Source organism: Ruegeria sp. H4 (assembly GCF_056533065.1).
In genome coordinates this window covers 946745-963399 of the sequence record NZ_JBQFOC010000001.1, presented here as the reverse complement: position 1 = coordinate 963399, position 16655 = coordinate 946745, and the positions used below count along the sequence as shown (strand labels likewise).

At 57.3% G+C, this 16655-nt stretch carries 10 protein-coding genes; 4 read left to right on the top strand and 6 right to left on the bottom strand.

What is annotated here, in order from left to right; genetic code table 11:
• Positions 1 to 35 precede the first annotated feature (35 nt).
• On the top strand, positions 36 to 4034 hold the full coding sequence (locus tag ACR0KG_RS04870) for a translocation/assembly module TamB domain-containing protein (RefSeq protein ID WP_480826646.1): 3999 nt from the start codon (positions 36 to 38) through the stop codon (positions 4032 to 4034).
• Between the two features lie 79 nt (positions 4035 to 4113).
• Here the strand turns inward: ACR0KG_RS04870 and ACR0KG_RS04865 are convergent, their stop codons facing one another.
• The 5 genes from ACR0KG_RS04865 to ACR0KG_RS04845 all read right to left on the bottom strand — a co-directional run bounded on the left by ACR0KG_RS04865 (position 4114) and on the right by ACR0KG_RS04845 (position 12828).
• Positions 4114 to 5076, bottom strand: coding sequence for a porin (locus ACR0KG_RS04865; RefSeq protein WP_480826645.1), 963 nt, complete (start codon positions 5074 to 5076; stop codon positions 4114 to 4116).
• Between the two features lie 1126 nt (positions 5077 to 6202).
• The gene (locus tag ACR0KG_RS04860; protein ID WP_480826643.1) at positions 6203 to 7099 is read right to left on the bottom strand and encodes a LytTR family DNA-binding domain-containing protein; all 897 of its coding nucleotides are present in this window, start codon (positions 7097 to 7099) and stop codon (positions 6203 to 6205) included.
• A gap of 260 nt (positions 7100 to 7359) precedes the next feature.
• The gene (gene fdhF / locus ACR0KG_RS04855; protein WP_480546352.1) at positions 7360 to 10143 is read right to left on the bottom strand and encodes a formate dehydrogenase subunit alpha; all 2784 of its coding nucleotides are present in this window, start codon (positions 10141 to 10143) and stop codon (positions 7360 to 7362) included.
• 14 nt (positions 10144 to 10157) lie between these two features.
• Positions 10158 to 11861 (bottom strand): NAD(P)H-dependent oxidoreductase subunit E, encoded by a 1704-nt coding sequence (locus ACR0KG_RS04850; RefSeq protein ID WP_480826641.1) that lies wholly within the window; start codon positions 11859 to 11861, stop codon positions 10158 to 10160.
• A gap of 85 nt (positions 11862 to 11946) precedes the next feature.
• Positions 11947 to 12828, bottom strand: coding sequence for a LysR family transcriptional regulator (locus ACR0KG_RS04845; protein ID WP_480546348.1), 882 nt, complete (start codon positions 12826 to 12828; stop codon positions 11947 to 11949).
• A gap of 195 nt (positions 12829 to 13023) precedes the next feature.
• Here ACR0KG_RS04845 and ACR0KG_RS04840 point away from each other — a divergent pair, with 195 nt between their 5' ends.
• From ACR0KG_RS04840 to ACR0KG_RS04830, 3 genes are read left to right on the top strand one after another with little or no spacing between them, the layout of a single operon-like run.
• Positions 13024 to 13842 carry an ABC transporter substrate-binding protein gene (locus tag ACR0KG_RS04840; protein WP_480546346.1) on the top strand — a complete coding sequence of 273 codons (819 nt, stop codon included), beginning with the start codon at positions 13024 to 13026 and terminating at the stop codon, positions 13840 to 13842.
• Positions 13843 to 14700 (top strand): amino acid ABC transporter permease, encoded by an 858-nt coding sequence (locus tag ACR0KG_RS04835; protein WP_480826640.1) that lies wholly within the window; start codon positions 13843 to 13845, stop codon positions 14698 to 14700. It abuts the gene before it with no gap.
• Complete coding sequence (locus tag ACR0KG_RS04830) at positions 14697 to 15428, top strand: amino acid ABC transporter ATP-binding protein (RefSeq protein ID WP_480541923.1); 732 nt, start codon at positions 14697 to 14699, stop codon at positions 15426 to 15428. The genes ACR0KG_RS04835 and ACR0KG_RS04830 overlap by 4 nt, the downstream gene beginning before the upstream one ends.
• Positions 15429 to 15489: 61 nt before the next feature.
• Here ACR0KG_RS04830 and ychF read toward each other — a convergent pair whose 3' ends face one another.
• Positions 15490 to 16587 (bottom strand): redox-regulated ATPase YchF, encoded by a 1098-nt coding sequence (gene ychF / locus ACR0KG_RS04825; protein ID WP_480826639.1) that lies wholly within the window; start codon positions 16585 to 16587, stop codon positions 15490 to 15492.
• Positions 16588 to 16655 lie beyond the last annotated feature (68 nt).

Here is a 16655-nt window from a genome sequence, read left to right as displayed (position 1 = left end):
TGACCTCAGGTGCGCAGGAAGACGACGGAGGCAGTATGATCGAACGCTTTCTTCAGGACACTTTGTCCGGAGACAACCAGAACGTCACTGTCAAAGGCCTAGAGGGCGCGCTGAGCTCGCGCGCGACGATTCAGGAAATCTCGGTCGCCGATGACGAAGGGGTGTGGCTGACCATCAAAGGGGCAGAACTGGACTGGAATCGCCTCGCCCTGATCCGAGGACGGTTTTCAGTCAATGCCCTGACCGCGCAGGAGATCGATGTCGCACGCGCGCCTGGCACCACAACAACCGAAGACCCTCCGCCTTCGGCTGAAACGCAACCCTTTCAATTGCCGGAACTGCCCGTTTCGATTGAAATCGGTGAAATCCGTGTTGACGAATTGGCGTTGGGGCAACCGCTGATCGGGGTCGCAGCAGAGCTGAAAGTAACCGGGAACCTGTCTTTGGCAGATGGGACGCTGGATACCGATCTGGATATCACGCGGCTGGATCGCGCGGGGGATGAGATCACGCTTTCAGCCGGATTCCAGAATTCAAGCAGCCAGATCGATCTGGATTTGAACGTAATCGAAGCCTCGGGCGGTCTGATCTCCACCGCTTTACGCATTCCCGATAGCCCGCCTATCGGGTTGAGCGCCAAGGGCTCGGGCCCGGTTACGGATTTCACCGCCGATATCGGCCTGAGCAGCGACAACCAGCAACGTGTTGGCGGACAGGTCAAGCTGCGCGCCGCCCCTGATGTGGATGATACCGCCGCGGACGGTATCGCCTTTACTGCAGATATCAGTGGCGACATGACCCCGTTTGTTGCCAATGACATGGATGTTTTCTTTGGTCAGGACACACGCTTGTTGGTCGATGGCCAAACGCAGCCCGAAGGCGCGTTGATCATCAACGATCTGGCCTTTACCTCACAAGCGTTGAAACTGGAGGGTAAGCTGGAACTGGCAACCGGTGGGGCGCTGCAGCTGGCCGCGCTGCAAGGACGGATTACACCGCCAAATGGCGAAACCGTTGTCTTACCTGCTTCGGGTGGAGAAACCTCAATCGAAGCGGCCCAGATTTCGGCGCTGTTTGATCAGGCAAATGGCAACCTTTGGGATCTGAGCTTAACGGCAGACGCGTTTAAGTCCCCACAGATCGCCTTGGACCGAGCGCAGATTACCGCGCAAGGCTCGTTGGAACAGGGGAATGTAACCAAGGTTGAAGGTGATGTTCAGGCCGCGCTTGACGGTATTGATCTGGAAGACCCCGCGCTGAACAGCGCACTGGGGGATCGGGTCACGCTGGACGGGCTGTTCGACTACAGCACCGATGAAAATTTGAACCTTTCGGGGTTTGAGCTGGTCGGGACCGACTACACACTGGGTGTTGACGCATTGATCAGCGGCTTGACCAGCGGTTTGAAAATTGACGGCTCAGCCACGCTGGATGCAACCGATCTGTCCCGTTTCTCCGACCTCGCCAAACTGGACCTTGGGGGTCAGGTGTCGGCACGGCTGACAGGCAGTGGTTCCCCGTTAGAGGGGAGCTTTGACGGTAAACTTGAGGTTCAAGGCGATGATCTTTCCACCGGGCGTGATGATATCGACCCGGTTATTCAGGGCAAAACAACGATAACCGTGGACGCCAAGCGCGGAACAGATGGCATCACGTTGCGCGATTTCACTCTGATCGCGGACGCTGCACGGGCGCAGGCCGACGGGACCGTCACAACACCTGATGGCAATCTGTCCATCGATGGTCAGGTCAAACTATCCGCCCGTGATCTGTCCGTTTTCTCAGGGCTGGCGCAGCGGGACCTAGGCGGGTCGCTACAGGCCAGTTTGGATGGCAGGGGAACGGTACAGACCCTTGAATTCGATGGCACCGCAAGCGTCACAGGTCGAGATATCAAAACCGGAATGGACGAGATTGATCCGCTGCTGAGCGGTGAAACCTCGGTCGTGTTTGACGGGGCGCTGTCGCAAGATCAGATCACGATCCGGCAGGCTACGGTGAATGGCCAAGCTGTCTCTGGTCAAGTTGCCGCCACAATCGACGATCCGACCGGAGAGATAGCGGTCGACGGAGAGGCTAGCTTGAACATCCCGGACCTGTCTCTCTTTTCAGGACTGGCCAAGCGAGAATTGGGCGGCTCCGTTGATGCAAATGTGCAAGGGAATGGGGCTGTCGGCAGCAAGGCTTTCGACGTGAAGGGCACAGTTGCAGCGGACGATATCCGCACCGGAATCGACCAGTTGGATGGGCTGGCTCAGGGTCGAACAACCCTGAACGTAGACGCGCTGAACGGTGATGAAGGTTTGAACATTCGTACCTTCCGCCTGCAGGGCACGGCCCTATCTGCGAATGCATCGGGCCAACTGAGCCGCGATGCGGGTGGGCTCAGCTTTACTGCCGCGCTGGACAATCTCGGACGGCTTTCAAACACACTATCCGGCCCACTGAGCCTGGATGGTAATGTTGCCCCTACTGGTTCGGGGTTGGAGGGAAAGCTCAACCTAAAAGGACCCGACAGCTCGTATGCAAGCCTGACAGGCACGGTCGACACAGATGGCGCAGCCAATCTGGATTTTGATGCCAAGTTAAACCGGATCGAACGCTTTGCACCCGATTTCCCCGGGACAGTTGCCGCGACCGGCAATGCAAAACGAGCCAAGGGCGTTTGGACCATCGATGCCAAAGCCGAAGGGCCTGCGGGGATCAACAGCACCGTGGCCGGCACGTTTGACGAGACTGCAGGCACTGCTGATCTGAGGGCTCAGGGCGGGCTCAACCTGGGGATCGCCAACGTCTTCCTCACACCCAACAAAATCGATGGCTCGGCTCGGTTCGACCTTGCGTTGCAAGGAGAGCCAGCGCTGGAGTCGCTGCGGGGGTCGATCACCACATCCGGGACATCCTTCGCCATTCCCACCGCGGGTCAAACCGTGACTGGGATCAGCGGATCGGTCGATCTGGCGCAAAGCCGCGCCACGATCTCGCTAAACGGTGGCATGCGTGCCGGTGGTGGATTTTCCGTCACAGGGCCGGTCGATCTGAAACCACCCTTCAATGCACAGATCACTACGCGGCTGGACAACCTCGTTTTAACGGATCAATTGCTTTACGAGACCAAGCTAAACGGCCAGATCGCGATGACCGGGGCCCTGGCCGGGAACAGCAGCCTGGCAGGGCAGATCACCTTTGAAGAAACCAATATCAATCTTGCGGCAGCCTCTGGCGCAGTGGGCGCTGCCCCGATCCCCGAGATTACGCATATCGGAGAAAGCCGTGCGCAATACATCACACGAGAGCGCGCACAGCTGGTCACAAAAGACCAATCCGGCCAAAGCGCCTCCAGAATTGCGCTGGACATCATATTGTCTGCACCCAAAGCCGTGTTCGTTCGCGGGCGCGGCGTTAATGCTGAACTGGGCGGGCGCATCGCTATTGGCGGCACCACGCGATCTGTCGTGCCATCGGGTCAAATCGAACTGATCCGGGGGAATTTCGACATATTGGGACGCCGCCTTGCACTGACCAAAGGGATCGTAACGCTGCAAGGCGATCTGACCCCGTATATCGAATTCGCCTCATCAGCCAGTACACCCGATGGAACCGCAACGATCGAGATCGCGGGTCCGCTGGATGCGCCAGAAGTTGATGTCTTTTCCGACCCCGAGCGCCCAGCCGAAGAAGCCTTGGCCATGCTTCTGTTTGGAAATCGCTTCTCGGAACTGTCCCCCTTTGTCATCGCGCAGATGGCAGCATCACTGGCACAACTGAGCGGTGCCGGGGGTGATGCCACCAAAGGGTTGCGTGAATCTACCGGTGTGGATTCAGTCGATATCGGAGCGACCGAAGGCGGCGCAGGCCGTCTAGGCGCTGGTGCCTATCTGGGGGACAATCTGTACACGGATTTCACCGTCAACACCGAAGGCGATACCGAGGTGAACCTGAACTTGGACATCAACGACAACTTCACCGTCCGAGGGACTGTAGACGGACGCGGTGAAACCGGGATTGGTCTGTTCTTCGAGCGTGACTACTGAAGGTTCACTTGAAACAAAGCTGCCAATACAAAAAAAGGCCGATCCAAAGACCGGCCTTTTCCTGCAGTCTGGCGTTCGATCAGAAGTTGAACTGAACACCAAAGTCAGCGATGGTCTGAGCTTCGCCCGCACGACCGACCTTTTCACGACCAACTGCACCGCGCAGCGTTGCGCCGTTGCCCAGATCATAGATCGCGCCAACACCATATTGCTGCGTATCACCTTCGGCCGAACCATCACCGTAAGCCGCTGTAATGGTGGTGGCGGCACCAAGGTTATAGGCAAGCGACGCACCATAAACAGTGCCGTCGGTATCTTCTCCAAAATCATTGACCGGCGTGTCACCATCACGTCCAACGAACAGTGTTCCGCTAAAGTCTCCGAGCTCAGCGCCCAGAGCCAGAACAATCAGATCCTGTTTGTCGCCACCAGCAACGGCTTCGGTCTGACCGTAGATCACTGTGGCAGAATAATTGTCGAAGATGTATGTCGCACTGACGTCCCAGCGATCTGCGCCATTGATGGCATCGGTGTCATAGGACGCCCCAAAGGCCAAGTCTCCAACCGCATATTGGAAGAACACCGCATTCGAACCTGCACCGGTCGATGAATACTCCAGGAAATCGTAATCGACACCAGAATATTGACCCAGAAACTCCTCTAGACCCGGTTCGTTACCAAAGTACAGGTCCGAGTTGTCAAACGCGCCAGAGACGTTGCCCGCATCGACACGCAGACCGCCAAAGATGACCGAGAAGCGAGCACCGTTCAAACCGGCTGTGTTTGCCTCGCCGGTATCGCTGTCTTCATCGGCCTGCAATCGAACCCGCGCCGAGAATCTGACCCCGGTATCAGTTTCCACATCCCCGTCGATGTTCAGACGAAAGCGGGAAACCAGAATTGTGTCGCTCACATTCGAGTCGGTTGATCGATCTTCCTGATACCCGATACCAAAACGGCCATAACCGCTGAATTTCACCTCTGCTGCCGCGACACTTGCAGTCGCGATTAGCGCTGTTGTTGCGAAGAGAACATGTTTCATGTCGTTTTCCGTAAATGTGTGAATAGGCGAGCTATGAAAATTCGCTCGAGCCCTAATCGAACAGATCAGTTCAGTTCACAAGATGCTCAGAGCAGTTTTCACCCAGCGCTTTCTTTAACCCGCCTTCTTGCGGCGTGCTTTGACGGCAAAACACCTCATCAAAGGGGCGCTTTTGAGTTTACCAGGCGGTATGCGAACATGGTGTGCGAACTTGGTAACCTATTGTTAGAAATAAGCATATAATCCATGTGCCTGTTTCTAGACCTTCGAAGTGCCGTAGCGGAACAGCGTAGTGAGCCTTTTGCGCGGATCAGGGGCACACGTCCTAAAAGCCACAGTTTCAAAACTCAAATATTTGTGATCCAGCGCAGCCCTTGTAAAGTTTCTTTCTGATACCTAATGCGCCCAAGGCGAGTGGCATGTGATGCCTGCACCGAAGTTGGCACCACGTTATTCTGGGCGAATACACCGCCACCTTGGACGAGTATCGATCAGGCCTGAAATTCAAGCGGAACGGGGTGTCCAGTTGAACATTCCTAATCCCGAAAAGACCAACAACCATGATGGGGGCTTAGAGACTGATCTGGAGCAGTCTATTGACCTCAATTCATACGTGATTCAGGGCGACAAACGAATTGAGGCCGAACCGTTCACGCCCAAACCCTCAGGAAACGAGAACAGGGTATCTCGTTCATCGTGATGAATTCCTAGCGGCCAGAAACAAATTAAAGACTTGGAATCAATATAATACAGAACATGTCGCGAAATGCACTGCGCCTGCAACTCGTGCGTCATGAACTGCAGGCCCCATTCGTTTCGAATTTTCGACGTTTCGTACCAAGCTTGTTGCCTGTTTCAGGCATTTGTTCGAAAAGGTAGCGGGCTGCGGTTGTTGCAGCGCGTTTAACCAGTGTGTTTGGTAACGAGTAATGCCTGATGAAGGAGGGGGTTAAATCCGAAATCGGGGGAAAACGAAAGTGGTACTTACAAACCGTTTCAGCATTCAAGCATTTGATACGTTCACCTTCCTGCGTGCCGCTATCCAAGTCAGCGAGAAACGCGGGGAGGTGTTCTTTTTTCGCTAACGTCAGCGAAAACCTGTCCCTAATAAACAGCCCTGGCGTGATCAGGCTTCGACACTCTGCAGCCCTTCGGAGCAGGCGAGGCTTGCCAACCAATCGCGTACCGCACCGGTGCGGCTGCGGGCAACGGTCACTTTCTCACCGTTGCACAGAACGACATGTCCGATCTCATTCAAACTACGTGCGATGTCGACGCAGGAATTGGCAACCCAACACGAACGATGCACCTGCAACCCTGCCCCTGTGGGCAGCTGGGTCAGAATCCCCTTGAACGTAGAGCGCACCAACACTTCACGATCATCAAGCTGCACTGTCACATAGTGCTGGTTTGCCTGAACAAACTTGATGTCCTTGATCAGGAAGCTCTGACCATTTGCCGTCACCACCCCGGTCGCATTGTTTTCGGGCGTATCCTCGATTGGGCCCTCGCTTTCCCCTAGCCGGTCCAGATAAGGTGGCAAAACCCAAACGATAACAATGCTCTCAATCCCGACGATCAGCAGGTACTGCGGCAGGAGCATAGGCATATACATGAAATCTGATGTCTGAAACAGATTAAGCACCCAGTTCGTCGCAAGCTCGGCAAACGTCATAGCGCCAAGCGCCACGGGAATACATGTGACAGGCGAGAAGAATCTTTTGATGCCCAAAAAACTGCTGCCGCTGGCTTGAACCAGGATCATGAGAAAGGCGGATCCCATGTATCCGATCAACATCGACAACCAATAAACCGCACGACCAAACCCGCTTAACCGGTCAGCAAACAAAGACGATGTCGCGCCGATCAGCAACAGCATCAAAGGCACCAGAAATAAGATAAAATTCCTGGAAAGAAAGAAACTGAGCAGGGTGTTCAAAGTTGCACGAACCGTCACCCGCGGTAGCACGACATATGTAATGTCGGCCTGTTTCAGTCTGAGATACACATCGTTGAGTGTCATATCGCCCTGCTGCTCTGGTCGCGCCCAAGTCCTTCCCTTTGGGCAATCCCCTTAGATTTGATGCCTTTGCTTCTCCTTGCCCTGCGGCGAATGGAGGCGTTCTTGTGACGTTTTCGCATTCGGGGATGTGTAGAAACAGACAATTGTGGCGCAAATGGTGCAAAGAAAGTCCAAAATAATGCAGCAGGGAGTGACGTAGCGGCACTTAGGAAAAGGGCGGCCCCATCGGACCGCCCTTGCAGATTCATCGCTGCCTAAGATCACTCTGCCGCGATAGCGTCTTCGATCTTTTCGACGCGGATCGCTGAGAACTTGAATTCGGGGATTTTGCCATAGGGATCGATGGCCGAGTTGGTCAGGATGTTCGCGGCAGCCTCGACATAGGCAAACGGGATGAACACCATATCCTCGGCAATCGCCCTGTCCGCGCGCACCATGATCTCGATCGAGCCGCGACGCGTGGTCAGACGGATCGTCTCACCCGGTTCGATGCCCATCAGTTTCAGGGTACGCGGGTTCATCGAGCAATTCGCTTCAGGCTCCACCGCGTCCAGAACAGTGGCGCGGCGGGTCATGGAGCCGGTGTGCCAATGCTCCAACTGACGGCCAGTTGTGGCGATCATCGGATAATCCTCATCCGGGGCCTCATCCGGTGGGATGATGCTGGCCGGTGTGAACTTGGCCTTGCCATCGGTGCGTGGGAAGCCATCCCCGAACACAATGGACTGGCCCGGATCGGTTTCGCTGAGCGACGGATAGGTGATCGTCTCGGTTTCAAGCCGTTCCCAGGTGATGTTGTCGAGAGACTCCATCGTTAGCTTCATCTCGTTGAAGACCTGAGAGACATCCGTGTAGTCCCAGTTCAGCCCGATGCGCTGCGCCAGATCGACGGTGATCGCCCAATCCTCACGCGCTTCCCCCGGAGGGGCCACAGCCGGACGCACCCGCTGCACCTGACGGTTGGTGTTCGACACGGTGCCGTTCTTCTCATACAGCGCCGAGGCCGGCAGGATGATGTCGGCATAGTTCGCCGTTTCGGTCAGGAAGATATCCTGAACGATCATCAGATCCAACTTGGCCAAGGCCTCGCGCGCGTGGTTCACATCCGGGTCGGACATGGCCGGGTTTTCACCCAGAATGTACATACCCTTGATGTTGCGCGCATAGATCTGATCGATGATCTCGGTGACAGTCAGGCCCTTTTCATTCGAGAAGTCATCCGAGCCCCAGACATCCATAAACTGCGCCCGAATGCTGTCATCCGTAACCGTCTTATAGTCCGGTAGGAACATCGGGATCAGACCGGCATCGGATGCCCCCTGCACGTTGTTCTGACCGCGCAGCGGGTGCAGACCCGCACCGGGCTTGCCGACATTGCCCGTCATCAGCGCCAGGCTGATCAGGCAGCGCGAGTTGTCGGTGCCGTGGATATGCTGGCTGACGCCCATACCCCAGAAGATCAAGCCAGCTTTGGCCTGCGCAAAGGTGCGGGCCACACGGCGCAACTGATCGGGTTCGATGCCACAGATCGGTGCCATCGCCTCGGGCGTAAACTGGCGCAGGTGCTCTTTCTCGGCCTCCCAATTCTCGGTCCAGCGGTGGATGTACTGGCTGTCGTAGAGTTCCTCTTCGACGATCACATTCATGATCGCGTTGAGCATCGAGACATCAGCACCGGGGCGGAACTGCAGCATCTCATCGGCAAATTTGCGCATGCCAACACCGCGCGGGTCCATCACGATCAGCTTGCCGCCGCGCTTGGTGAACTGCTTGAAGTAGGTCGCGGCCACAGGGTGGTTTTCGATCGGGTTGGCCCCGATGATAATCGCCACATCCGCGTTTTCGATCTCGTTGAAGGTCGCAGTCACGGCGCCCGATCCCACGTTCTCGATCAGGGCTGCCACCGACGACGCGTGGCACAGACGGGTGCAGTGATCGACGTTGTTGTGCTTGAACCCCTGACGGATGAACTTCTGGAACAAATACGCCTCTTCGTTGGTGCATTTGGCCGAACCAAAGCCCGCAACGCTGCGCGGGTCTTCCTGACGCAGAGTTTTCAACTTGGAGGCCGCCAGATCCATCGCTTCTTCCCATGTCGCTTCGCGGAAATGGGTGTCCAGATTGCCGGGATCGACGTTCAGCCCCTTTTCAGGCGCATCCTCGCGCCGGATCAGCGGCTTGGTTAGGCGGTGGGGGTGGTGGATGTAGTCAAAGCCAAAGCGGCCCTTGACGCACAGACGACCTTCGTTAGCGGGGCCATTGATGCCCTCGACATATTTCACCTTGCCGTCTTTGACCTTCAGCGAGACCTTACAGCCCACGCCGCAGAACGGGCAGACGCTTTCGGTTTCGCTGTCATAGTCCTTGCTGTCACCCTTCTGCTGGTCGTCCAGCACGGTAGCAGGCATCAGCGCGCCGGTCGGGCAGGCTTGAACACATTCGCCACATGCCACGCAAGTTGATGCGCCCATTGGGTCGTTCTGGTCAAACACCACCTGCGCGGTGTGGCCGCGACCGGCCATGCCGATCACGTCATTCACCTGCACGTCACGGCAAGCGCGAACGCAGAGGTTGCAGTTGATACAGGCATCCAGATTGACCCGCATCGCAACGTGGCTGTCATCCAGCAGAGGGATTTTCTCGGCCTCTTTCGCCGGGAAACGGCTGTCGCTGACATCGTTCAGCTTGGCCATGTCCCAGAAGTGGCTGGAGGCGTCATGTGCCTCTTCCGGCTGATCGGCGACCAGCAGTTCCATGACCATGGCGCGCGATTTCTCGGCCCGGTCGCTGTCGGTCTTAACGACCATACCGTCTGCGGCGGGGCGGATGCACGAGGCGACCAGCGTGCGCTCGCCTTCCACCTCAACCATACAGGCGCGGCAGTTGCCGTCCGGGCGATAACCCGGCTGCGGCTTGTGGCACAGGTGCGGGATGGTGAACCCCTGGCCCTTGGCGGCTTCCCAGATGGTCCAGCCCTCAGGCACGGTGACATCTTCGCCGTTCAGGTTGAAGGTGACGGTCTTGGTTGGGCTTGCGTCTAGCATGGCTCTGTCTCCCCTCAGATTTCGTCAGCGAAATGTTTCATGACAAGGCGGATCGGGTTCGGGGCCGCCTGCCCCAGACCGCAGATCGAGGCATCGCCCATGACCTGACACAAGTCCTCAAGCAGGTCCTGATCCCACTTGTCTGCCTGCATCAGTTTGACCGCCTTTTCGCAGCCTGCCCGGCAAGGCGTACACTGGCCGCAGCTTTCGTCTTCGAAGAAGCGCAGCATGTTCAGCGCCGCATCGCGGGCGGTGTCCTGATCGGATAGAACCACCACAGCGGCCGAGCCGATGAAGGTGCCATGCGGTTGCAGCGTGTCGAAATCCAGAGGAATGTCATCCATCGACGCGGGCAACACGCCCGAAGACGGGCCGCCCGGCTGGTACGCCTTTAAGGTCTGGCCCTCGGCCATGCCACCGGCAGCTTCGATCACGTCCAGAATGGTCGAACCGGCGGGCAACAGGTAAACACCCGGCTTCGCCACACGGCCAGAGACCGAATAGCTACGCAGTCCTTTGCGACCATTCTTTTCGGTGCTGTTGAGGCATTCAGGTCCTTCACGGCACACTTTGGTGACCCAATACAGTGTCTCGACATTGTGCACGAGTGTCGGGCGATTAAAGACCCCAACCTGCGCCACAAACGGAGGACGGTGACGCGGCAGGCCCTTCTTGCCTTCGATCGACTCGATCATCGCGGATTCTTCGCCGCAGATATAGGCACCGGCACCCCGGCGCAGGTCGATGTAGCCTTCTTCGACGATCCCTGCCTGCTCCAACGCGGCGATTTCGCGACGCAGGATTTCCAGCACGGCCGGGTATTCGTCGCGCATGTAGATAAAGCAGGTCTCCGCTTCGACCGCCCATGCTGCGATCAACATGCCTTCAAGGAAGACATGCGGCGTGCGCTCCAGATAATAGCGATCTTTGAATGTGCCGGGCTCGCCCTCGTCGCCATTCACGGCCAGATAGCGCGGACCTTCGTTCATGCGAACAAAGCCCCATTTCTTGCCGGACGGGAAGCCAGCGCCGCCCAGACCGCGCAGGCCCGAGGACAGAACGTCTTCCTGCACCTTCTCCCAATCGCCGCCCTCGCGCAGCTCTTTCAGCTTGGCGTAACCGCCTTCGGCCTCATAGGTAGCGAAGGTTTCGTAGTCAGGCAGATGGGCATGGGTGTCATCGGCAGCAATTGCAGCCTGCACCTTTTCGGGGGTCGCATGGTCAATGTGGTTGTGGCCGATCTCAAGCACCGGAGCGGTGTCACAGCGGCCCATGCAAGGGGCGCGGACAACACGAACCTCGGACGGGTCCAGTCCGTCTTGCAGCGCTTTTTGCAGCTGTTGGGCACCGGCCATCTCGCAGGAAAGGGAATCACAAACGCGGATCGTCAGCGCGGGCGGAGGTGTCTCGTCTTCTTTCACTACGTCGAAATGAGCATAAAAGGTCGCGGTCTCATAGATTTCAGCCTGTCCAATCCGCATCTCGACCGCCAGCGCAGCGATGTGGTCGGCGCTGATATGGCCATGTTCGTCCTGAATCAAATGCAGAAATTCGATCAGCAGGTCGCGGCGACGCGGGCGGTCGCCCAACAGGCGCGCGATTTCGGCCTGCGCCTCGTCCGAGAATTGACGGCCTTTGGGCGTGTGCCGCCCTTTGCCTTTACCTGACTTCCAGACGCCCTTTGGTGCGCCTGATGGCTTGGTATCTAATGGTGCCATGATGCCCTCCGATTAAGGCCCCGTGTCTCATCAGACCAGCATATCGTCAAATCGCATTTGGCTATCGCACGATAACGACACCTTATCACCGCAAAGAGGTCACCACAGAGCGCAGCGCTTGTATGGTTGGCAATTCGGGATCTCGGCTCAGGGTCGCCAGACAAATCGGCTTACTGACCACCGGATCGACCAAGGGCAGCACTTTTGTACCCTTCAGTTCGCCCAGCGCACGCACCAGAACCCGTGGCACAACGGTCGCCGCTAGCCCTTCACGAGCCATCACCATCGAGGCCGTGAAGCCGCTGGTTTCAGCCACGACATCCGGATGCAAACCTTGGTCCGCGAAAATTCGATCCAGAATACGACGGTTCTGCATTTGTGGCTCCAACAGGCTGAGCGGGAACTCGGCCACGCGCGCCCATGGGATCGGGTCGGTTTCAGCGGTCATATGCGACGGCACCAACAGCACATAGGTTTCTTCGTATAATGACTGCACCTGCCGCAGATCGGTACCGATACTGTCGCCATAGGTGATGCCCGCGTCCAGGCTGCCCTCATCCAGCCGGTGTTGAATGGCGGTGGCTGACATGGTTTCGATCCGTGTGATGATGCGGGGATGCGCGTCGCGCAGCCGCTTGATCAGGCGGCCCGTAAAGGCAATGGCGGTCGGGATCACGCCCAGGATCAGCGTCCCGGTAATCTCACCCTTTGCGGCCAGAACCTGTTGCTCCAAAGCTTTGGTATCGTCGAGAATACGCCGGGCCCGCAGGACAATCATCTCACCCTCTTCGGTCAGACCCTGAAACCGGTTCGCGCGACGTACAATCGAGACGCCAAGCCGATCCTCAAGATTTCGGATTCGCATCGAGAACGCAGGCTGCGAGATCCCGCATTCCTCGGCCGCCTTGGCAAAGTGACGATGCCGCGCAAGGGCGCTGAGCAATTGCAGGTCGCGGATTTCAATCATGTAGTGCAGTCTCGGATCATGGCTTGCCCCTTACACTAGCGGGCTCTGCGCCCGAGCGGAATGCATGATGCGTTCAAGCCATAAGCAAGCTGTTCCATCAGACCGATGTTACGGGCATTCCATATCGGGACACACTAGACAAATACGTGCGTCCGTAAGAACCTGTGCGCAAACAATATCCAGGGAGATGCTTTAATGAAACTGATTGCGGGTACGGCATTAGCCGTCATTCTGTCCTCGACCCATGCCTTTGCCGCAGGGGAATGCGCGACAGGTAAGACCCTTACGGATGGCACGCTGACAATCGCCACCGGAAACCCGGCCTATTATCCTTGGGTGATGAATGACGCACCCGAAAGTGGTGAAGGGTTTGAAGCTGCCGTTGCCTACGCCATCGCCGAGAAGATGGGCTTTGAGGCCAACAGTGTCACTTGGGTGCGCACCAGCTTTGACGAGGCCATCCAGCCCGGGGCAAAGAACTTTGATTTTAACATGCAGCAATATTCGATCACGCCCGAGCGCGAAGAGATGGTCGATTTCAGCCTGCCCTATTACACGTCCGCAATGGCGGTTCTGACCACGCAAGGTGTGGTGGATGCAGGAGCCGAGGCAACGCTGGACAGCTTGAAGGGACTGAAATGGGGCGCAGTCGCTACGACCACCGCGATACCGATGTTGAATGACGTGATTCAGCCCGCAAGTGATCCCCTGCTTTACAATGACAATGCAGATGTGAATGCCGCGATCATGGCCGGCCAGATTGATGCTGCCCTCTACGATCTGCCCACGGCCTTGTATCTGTCAGCGGTCGTGGTTGAAAACGGGGCATTGCTGGGGCAGTTTTCACCCGATCAATCAGAAAGCCCTGATCAATTCGGCCTTTTGATGGAGGACGGCAATCCACTCAAGGAATGCGTCAACGCTGCCATCTCGGAATTGGTTGATAGCGGAGAGCTTGCCGCCATCGAAACCCAATGGCTGTCCGAAGCCACCGGAGTTCCGGTTATCCAGTAAATGAACGACGCGTCACTACAAAATCCACCCGAACCCCAAGGTTCGGGCCCAACACGCCGCGAGCTCTATGAGGCTGGGGTCAGGCGACGCTCCAACCGTATCGCCCTGATCTCAACGGTCAGTGTGGTCCTTGCGCTGATCATCCTGATCCCGCTTGCCCCCGGTTGGGAGGCTGTTCAGCGCGCCTTTTTCAACGGCAGGGTCTTTGCAGCGACCTTTCCCGGCTTGCTGGAAGCCTTTGTGCTGAACGTGATGATCTTTGCCTGGTCCGCACCGTTGATCGCAGTGACGGGTTTGATGATCGCACTTTGCCGGGATACGCGCGCACCCGCGCTGTTTCCTTTGCGCCTTTTCGGGATCGCCTATACCGACATTTTCCGCGGCTTGCCTGTGGTTCTGGTGATCTACATTATCGGCTTCGGCGTCCCTGGGCTGGGCCTACCGCGGCCATGGAATAGCCCTTATATCTGGGGCACCCTGGCGCTGGTTCTGGTGTATTCGGCTTATGTGGCCGAGGTGATCCGATCCGGCATCGATTCGATCCACCAGTCGCAACGCTCTGCTGCGGCCTCGCTGGGGCTAAGCGCGCAAGACACCATGCGCTTCGTGGTGCTGCCGCAGGCCATCCGCAACGTGGTGCCTGCCAATATGAACCTGTTCATCGCGCTGCAAAAAGACGTGGCGCTTTTGTCTTTCATCGGACCGGTCGAGGTGTTTCGTCAGGCTGGGGTCTACAAATCGCTCTATGCGAACTTCACACCCTATGTAGGGGCCGCGCTGATCTTCCTTGCGCTGACCATCCCCGCAACACGCTATGCCGATTACCTCATGAACAAACAGAACCGGGCGCGAACATGACGGCGAAGCTGAGTTTACGAGGTGTGCGCAAACGGTTCGGTGATCATGAGGTTTGCAAAGGCATCGATCTTGATGTGGCCGAAGGGGAAATGGTCTGCCTGATCGGGGCGTCCGGGTCTGGCAAATCCACGCTGCTGCGCTGCATGAACCTGCTTGAGCCTGTCGACGACGGCACGATCTGGCTGGACGGCAAGGATATATCGGAACCCGGGCTGGATCCTCAGCCCGTGCGCCAGCAGATTGGCATCGTGTTTCAAAGCTACAACCTGTTTCCCCATATGACGGCGGTTGAGAACGTGATGCTTGCGCCACGCCGCGTGCACGGCCTCAGCCGGGACAAGCTGCGCCCAGAGGTCACGCAGCTTTTTGCCCGCTTCGGGCTAGAAGACCGGATGCAGCACTATCCCGATCAGCTTTCAGGCGGACAGCAGCAGCGCGTAGCAATCATCCGGGCGTTGGCAATGCAGCCGCAGATCATGCTGTTTGACGAAATCACAAGCGCCTTAGACCCCGAACTTGTCGGCGAAGTGCTGGACGTACTGCGGGACCTGCATCAGCAGGGTATGACCATGGTGCTTGCCACCCATGAGATGGGATTTGCCCGAGAACTGGCAGACAAGGTCTGTTTTCTGGACGCAGGTCGCATTCTGGAACAAGGCACACCCGAACAGCTGTTTTCCCAACCACGCGAGCCGCGCACCAAGGCCTTTCTGTCGCGCGTCCTATGACCCTATGCATCATGATGCGCTGGGTGATCTCAGCACCAATCGCAATGCCCGTTGCGAGACTTTAGGTGTTGAACAGAAAGTGCATCACATCACCATCTTTGACGATGTAGCCTTTGCCCTCAGCCCGCATCTTGCCCGCCTCTTTCGCACCCTGTTCGCCATTCGCGGCAATGTAGTCGTCATAAGCAATGGTCTCGGCCCGGATAAAACCCTTCTCGAAATCGCCGTGGATCACACCCGCGGCCTGCGGTGCGGCAGTGCCGGTGCGGATGGTCCAGGCGCGGGCCTCTTTCGGGCCAACGGTGAAATAGGTTTCTAGTTTCAGCAGGTCGTACCCAGCGCGGATCAGGCGGTCGAGGCCGGGCTCTTCCAGACCCATCTCTTCAAGGAACATCTGGGCCTCATCCTCTTCCAGAAGGCTGATCTCTTCTTCGATCTTGGCGCTGATGATGACATGGGAATTGCCCTGCGCCGCCGCCATTTCGGCGACCTTGGCTGAATACTCATTCCCTACGGCCGCTTCTTCTTCGGAAACGTTGCAAACATAAAGCACCGGCTTGGTGGTCAGCAGTTGCAGCATCTTCCAGGCCTTGGCGTCCTCGGCAGATACCGCGACCAAACGCGCAGGTTTGCCGTTTTCCAACATCTCTTGCGCCTCTGCCAGCAAACGGTCCTGCTGCTGCGCCTCTTTGTCATTGCCCTTCAGCTTGCGCACCAGATTGACGCGGCGCTTTTCGATGCTTTCCAGATCGGCCAGCATTAGCTCGGTCTCAATCGTGTCCGCATCGGCCACCGGATCAACGCGTCCATCCACATGAGTCACATCGCCATCTTCGAAACAGCGCAACACATGGGCGATGGCGTCTGTCTCACGAATATTGGCCAGAAACTGGTTACCCAGCCCTTCCCCCTTCGACGCCCCCTTCACCAGACCGGCAATATCCACAAAGGTCATACGCGTCGGGATGATTTGTTTCGACGCGGCAATCGCCGCCAGCTTGTCCAACCGGTCATCCGGCACGGCCACATCGCCAACATTGGGCTCAATCGTGCAAAACGGGAAATTCGCAGCTTGCGCCGCAGCTGTTTTGGTCAGCGCATTGAACAGGGTCGACTTGCCCACATTCGGCAGACCCACGATTCCCATTTTAAAGCCCATGATGGCCTCCTGAAGCGATGTGACGGCGTCTTCTATGCACCTGAGTTGGAATGCGCAAGCAATAGCTC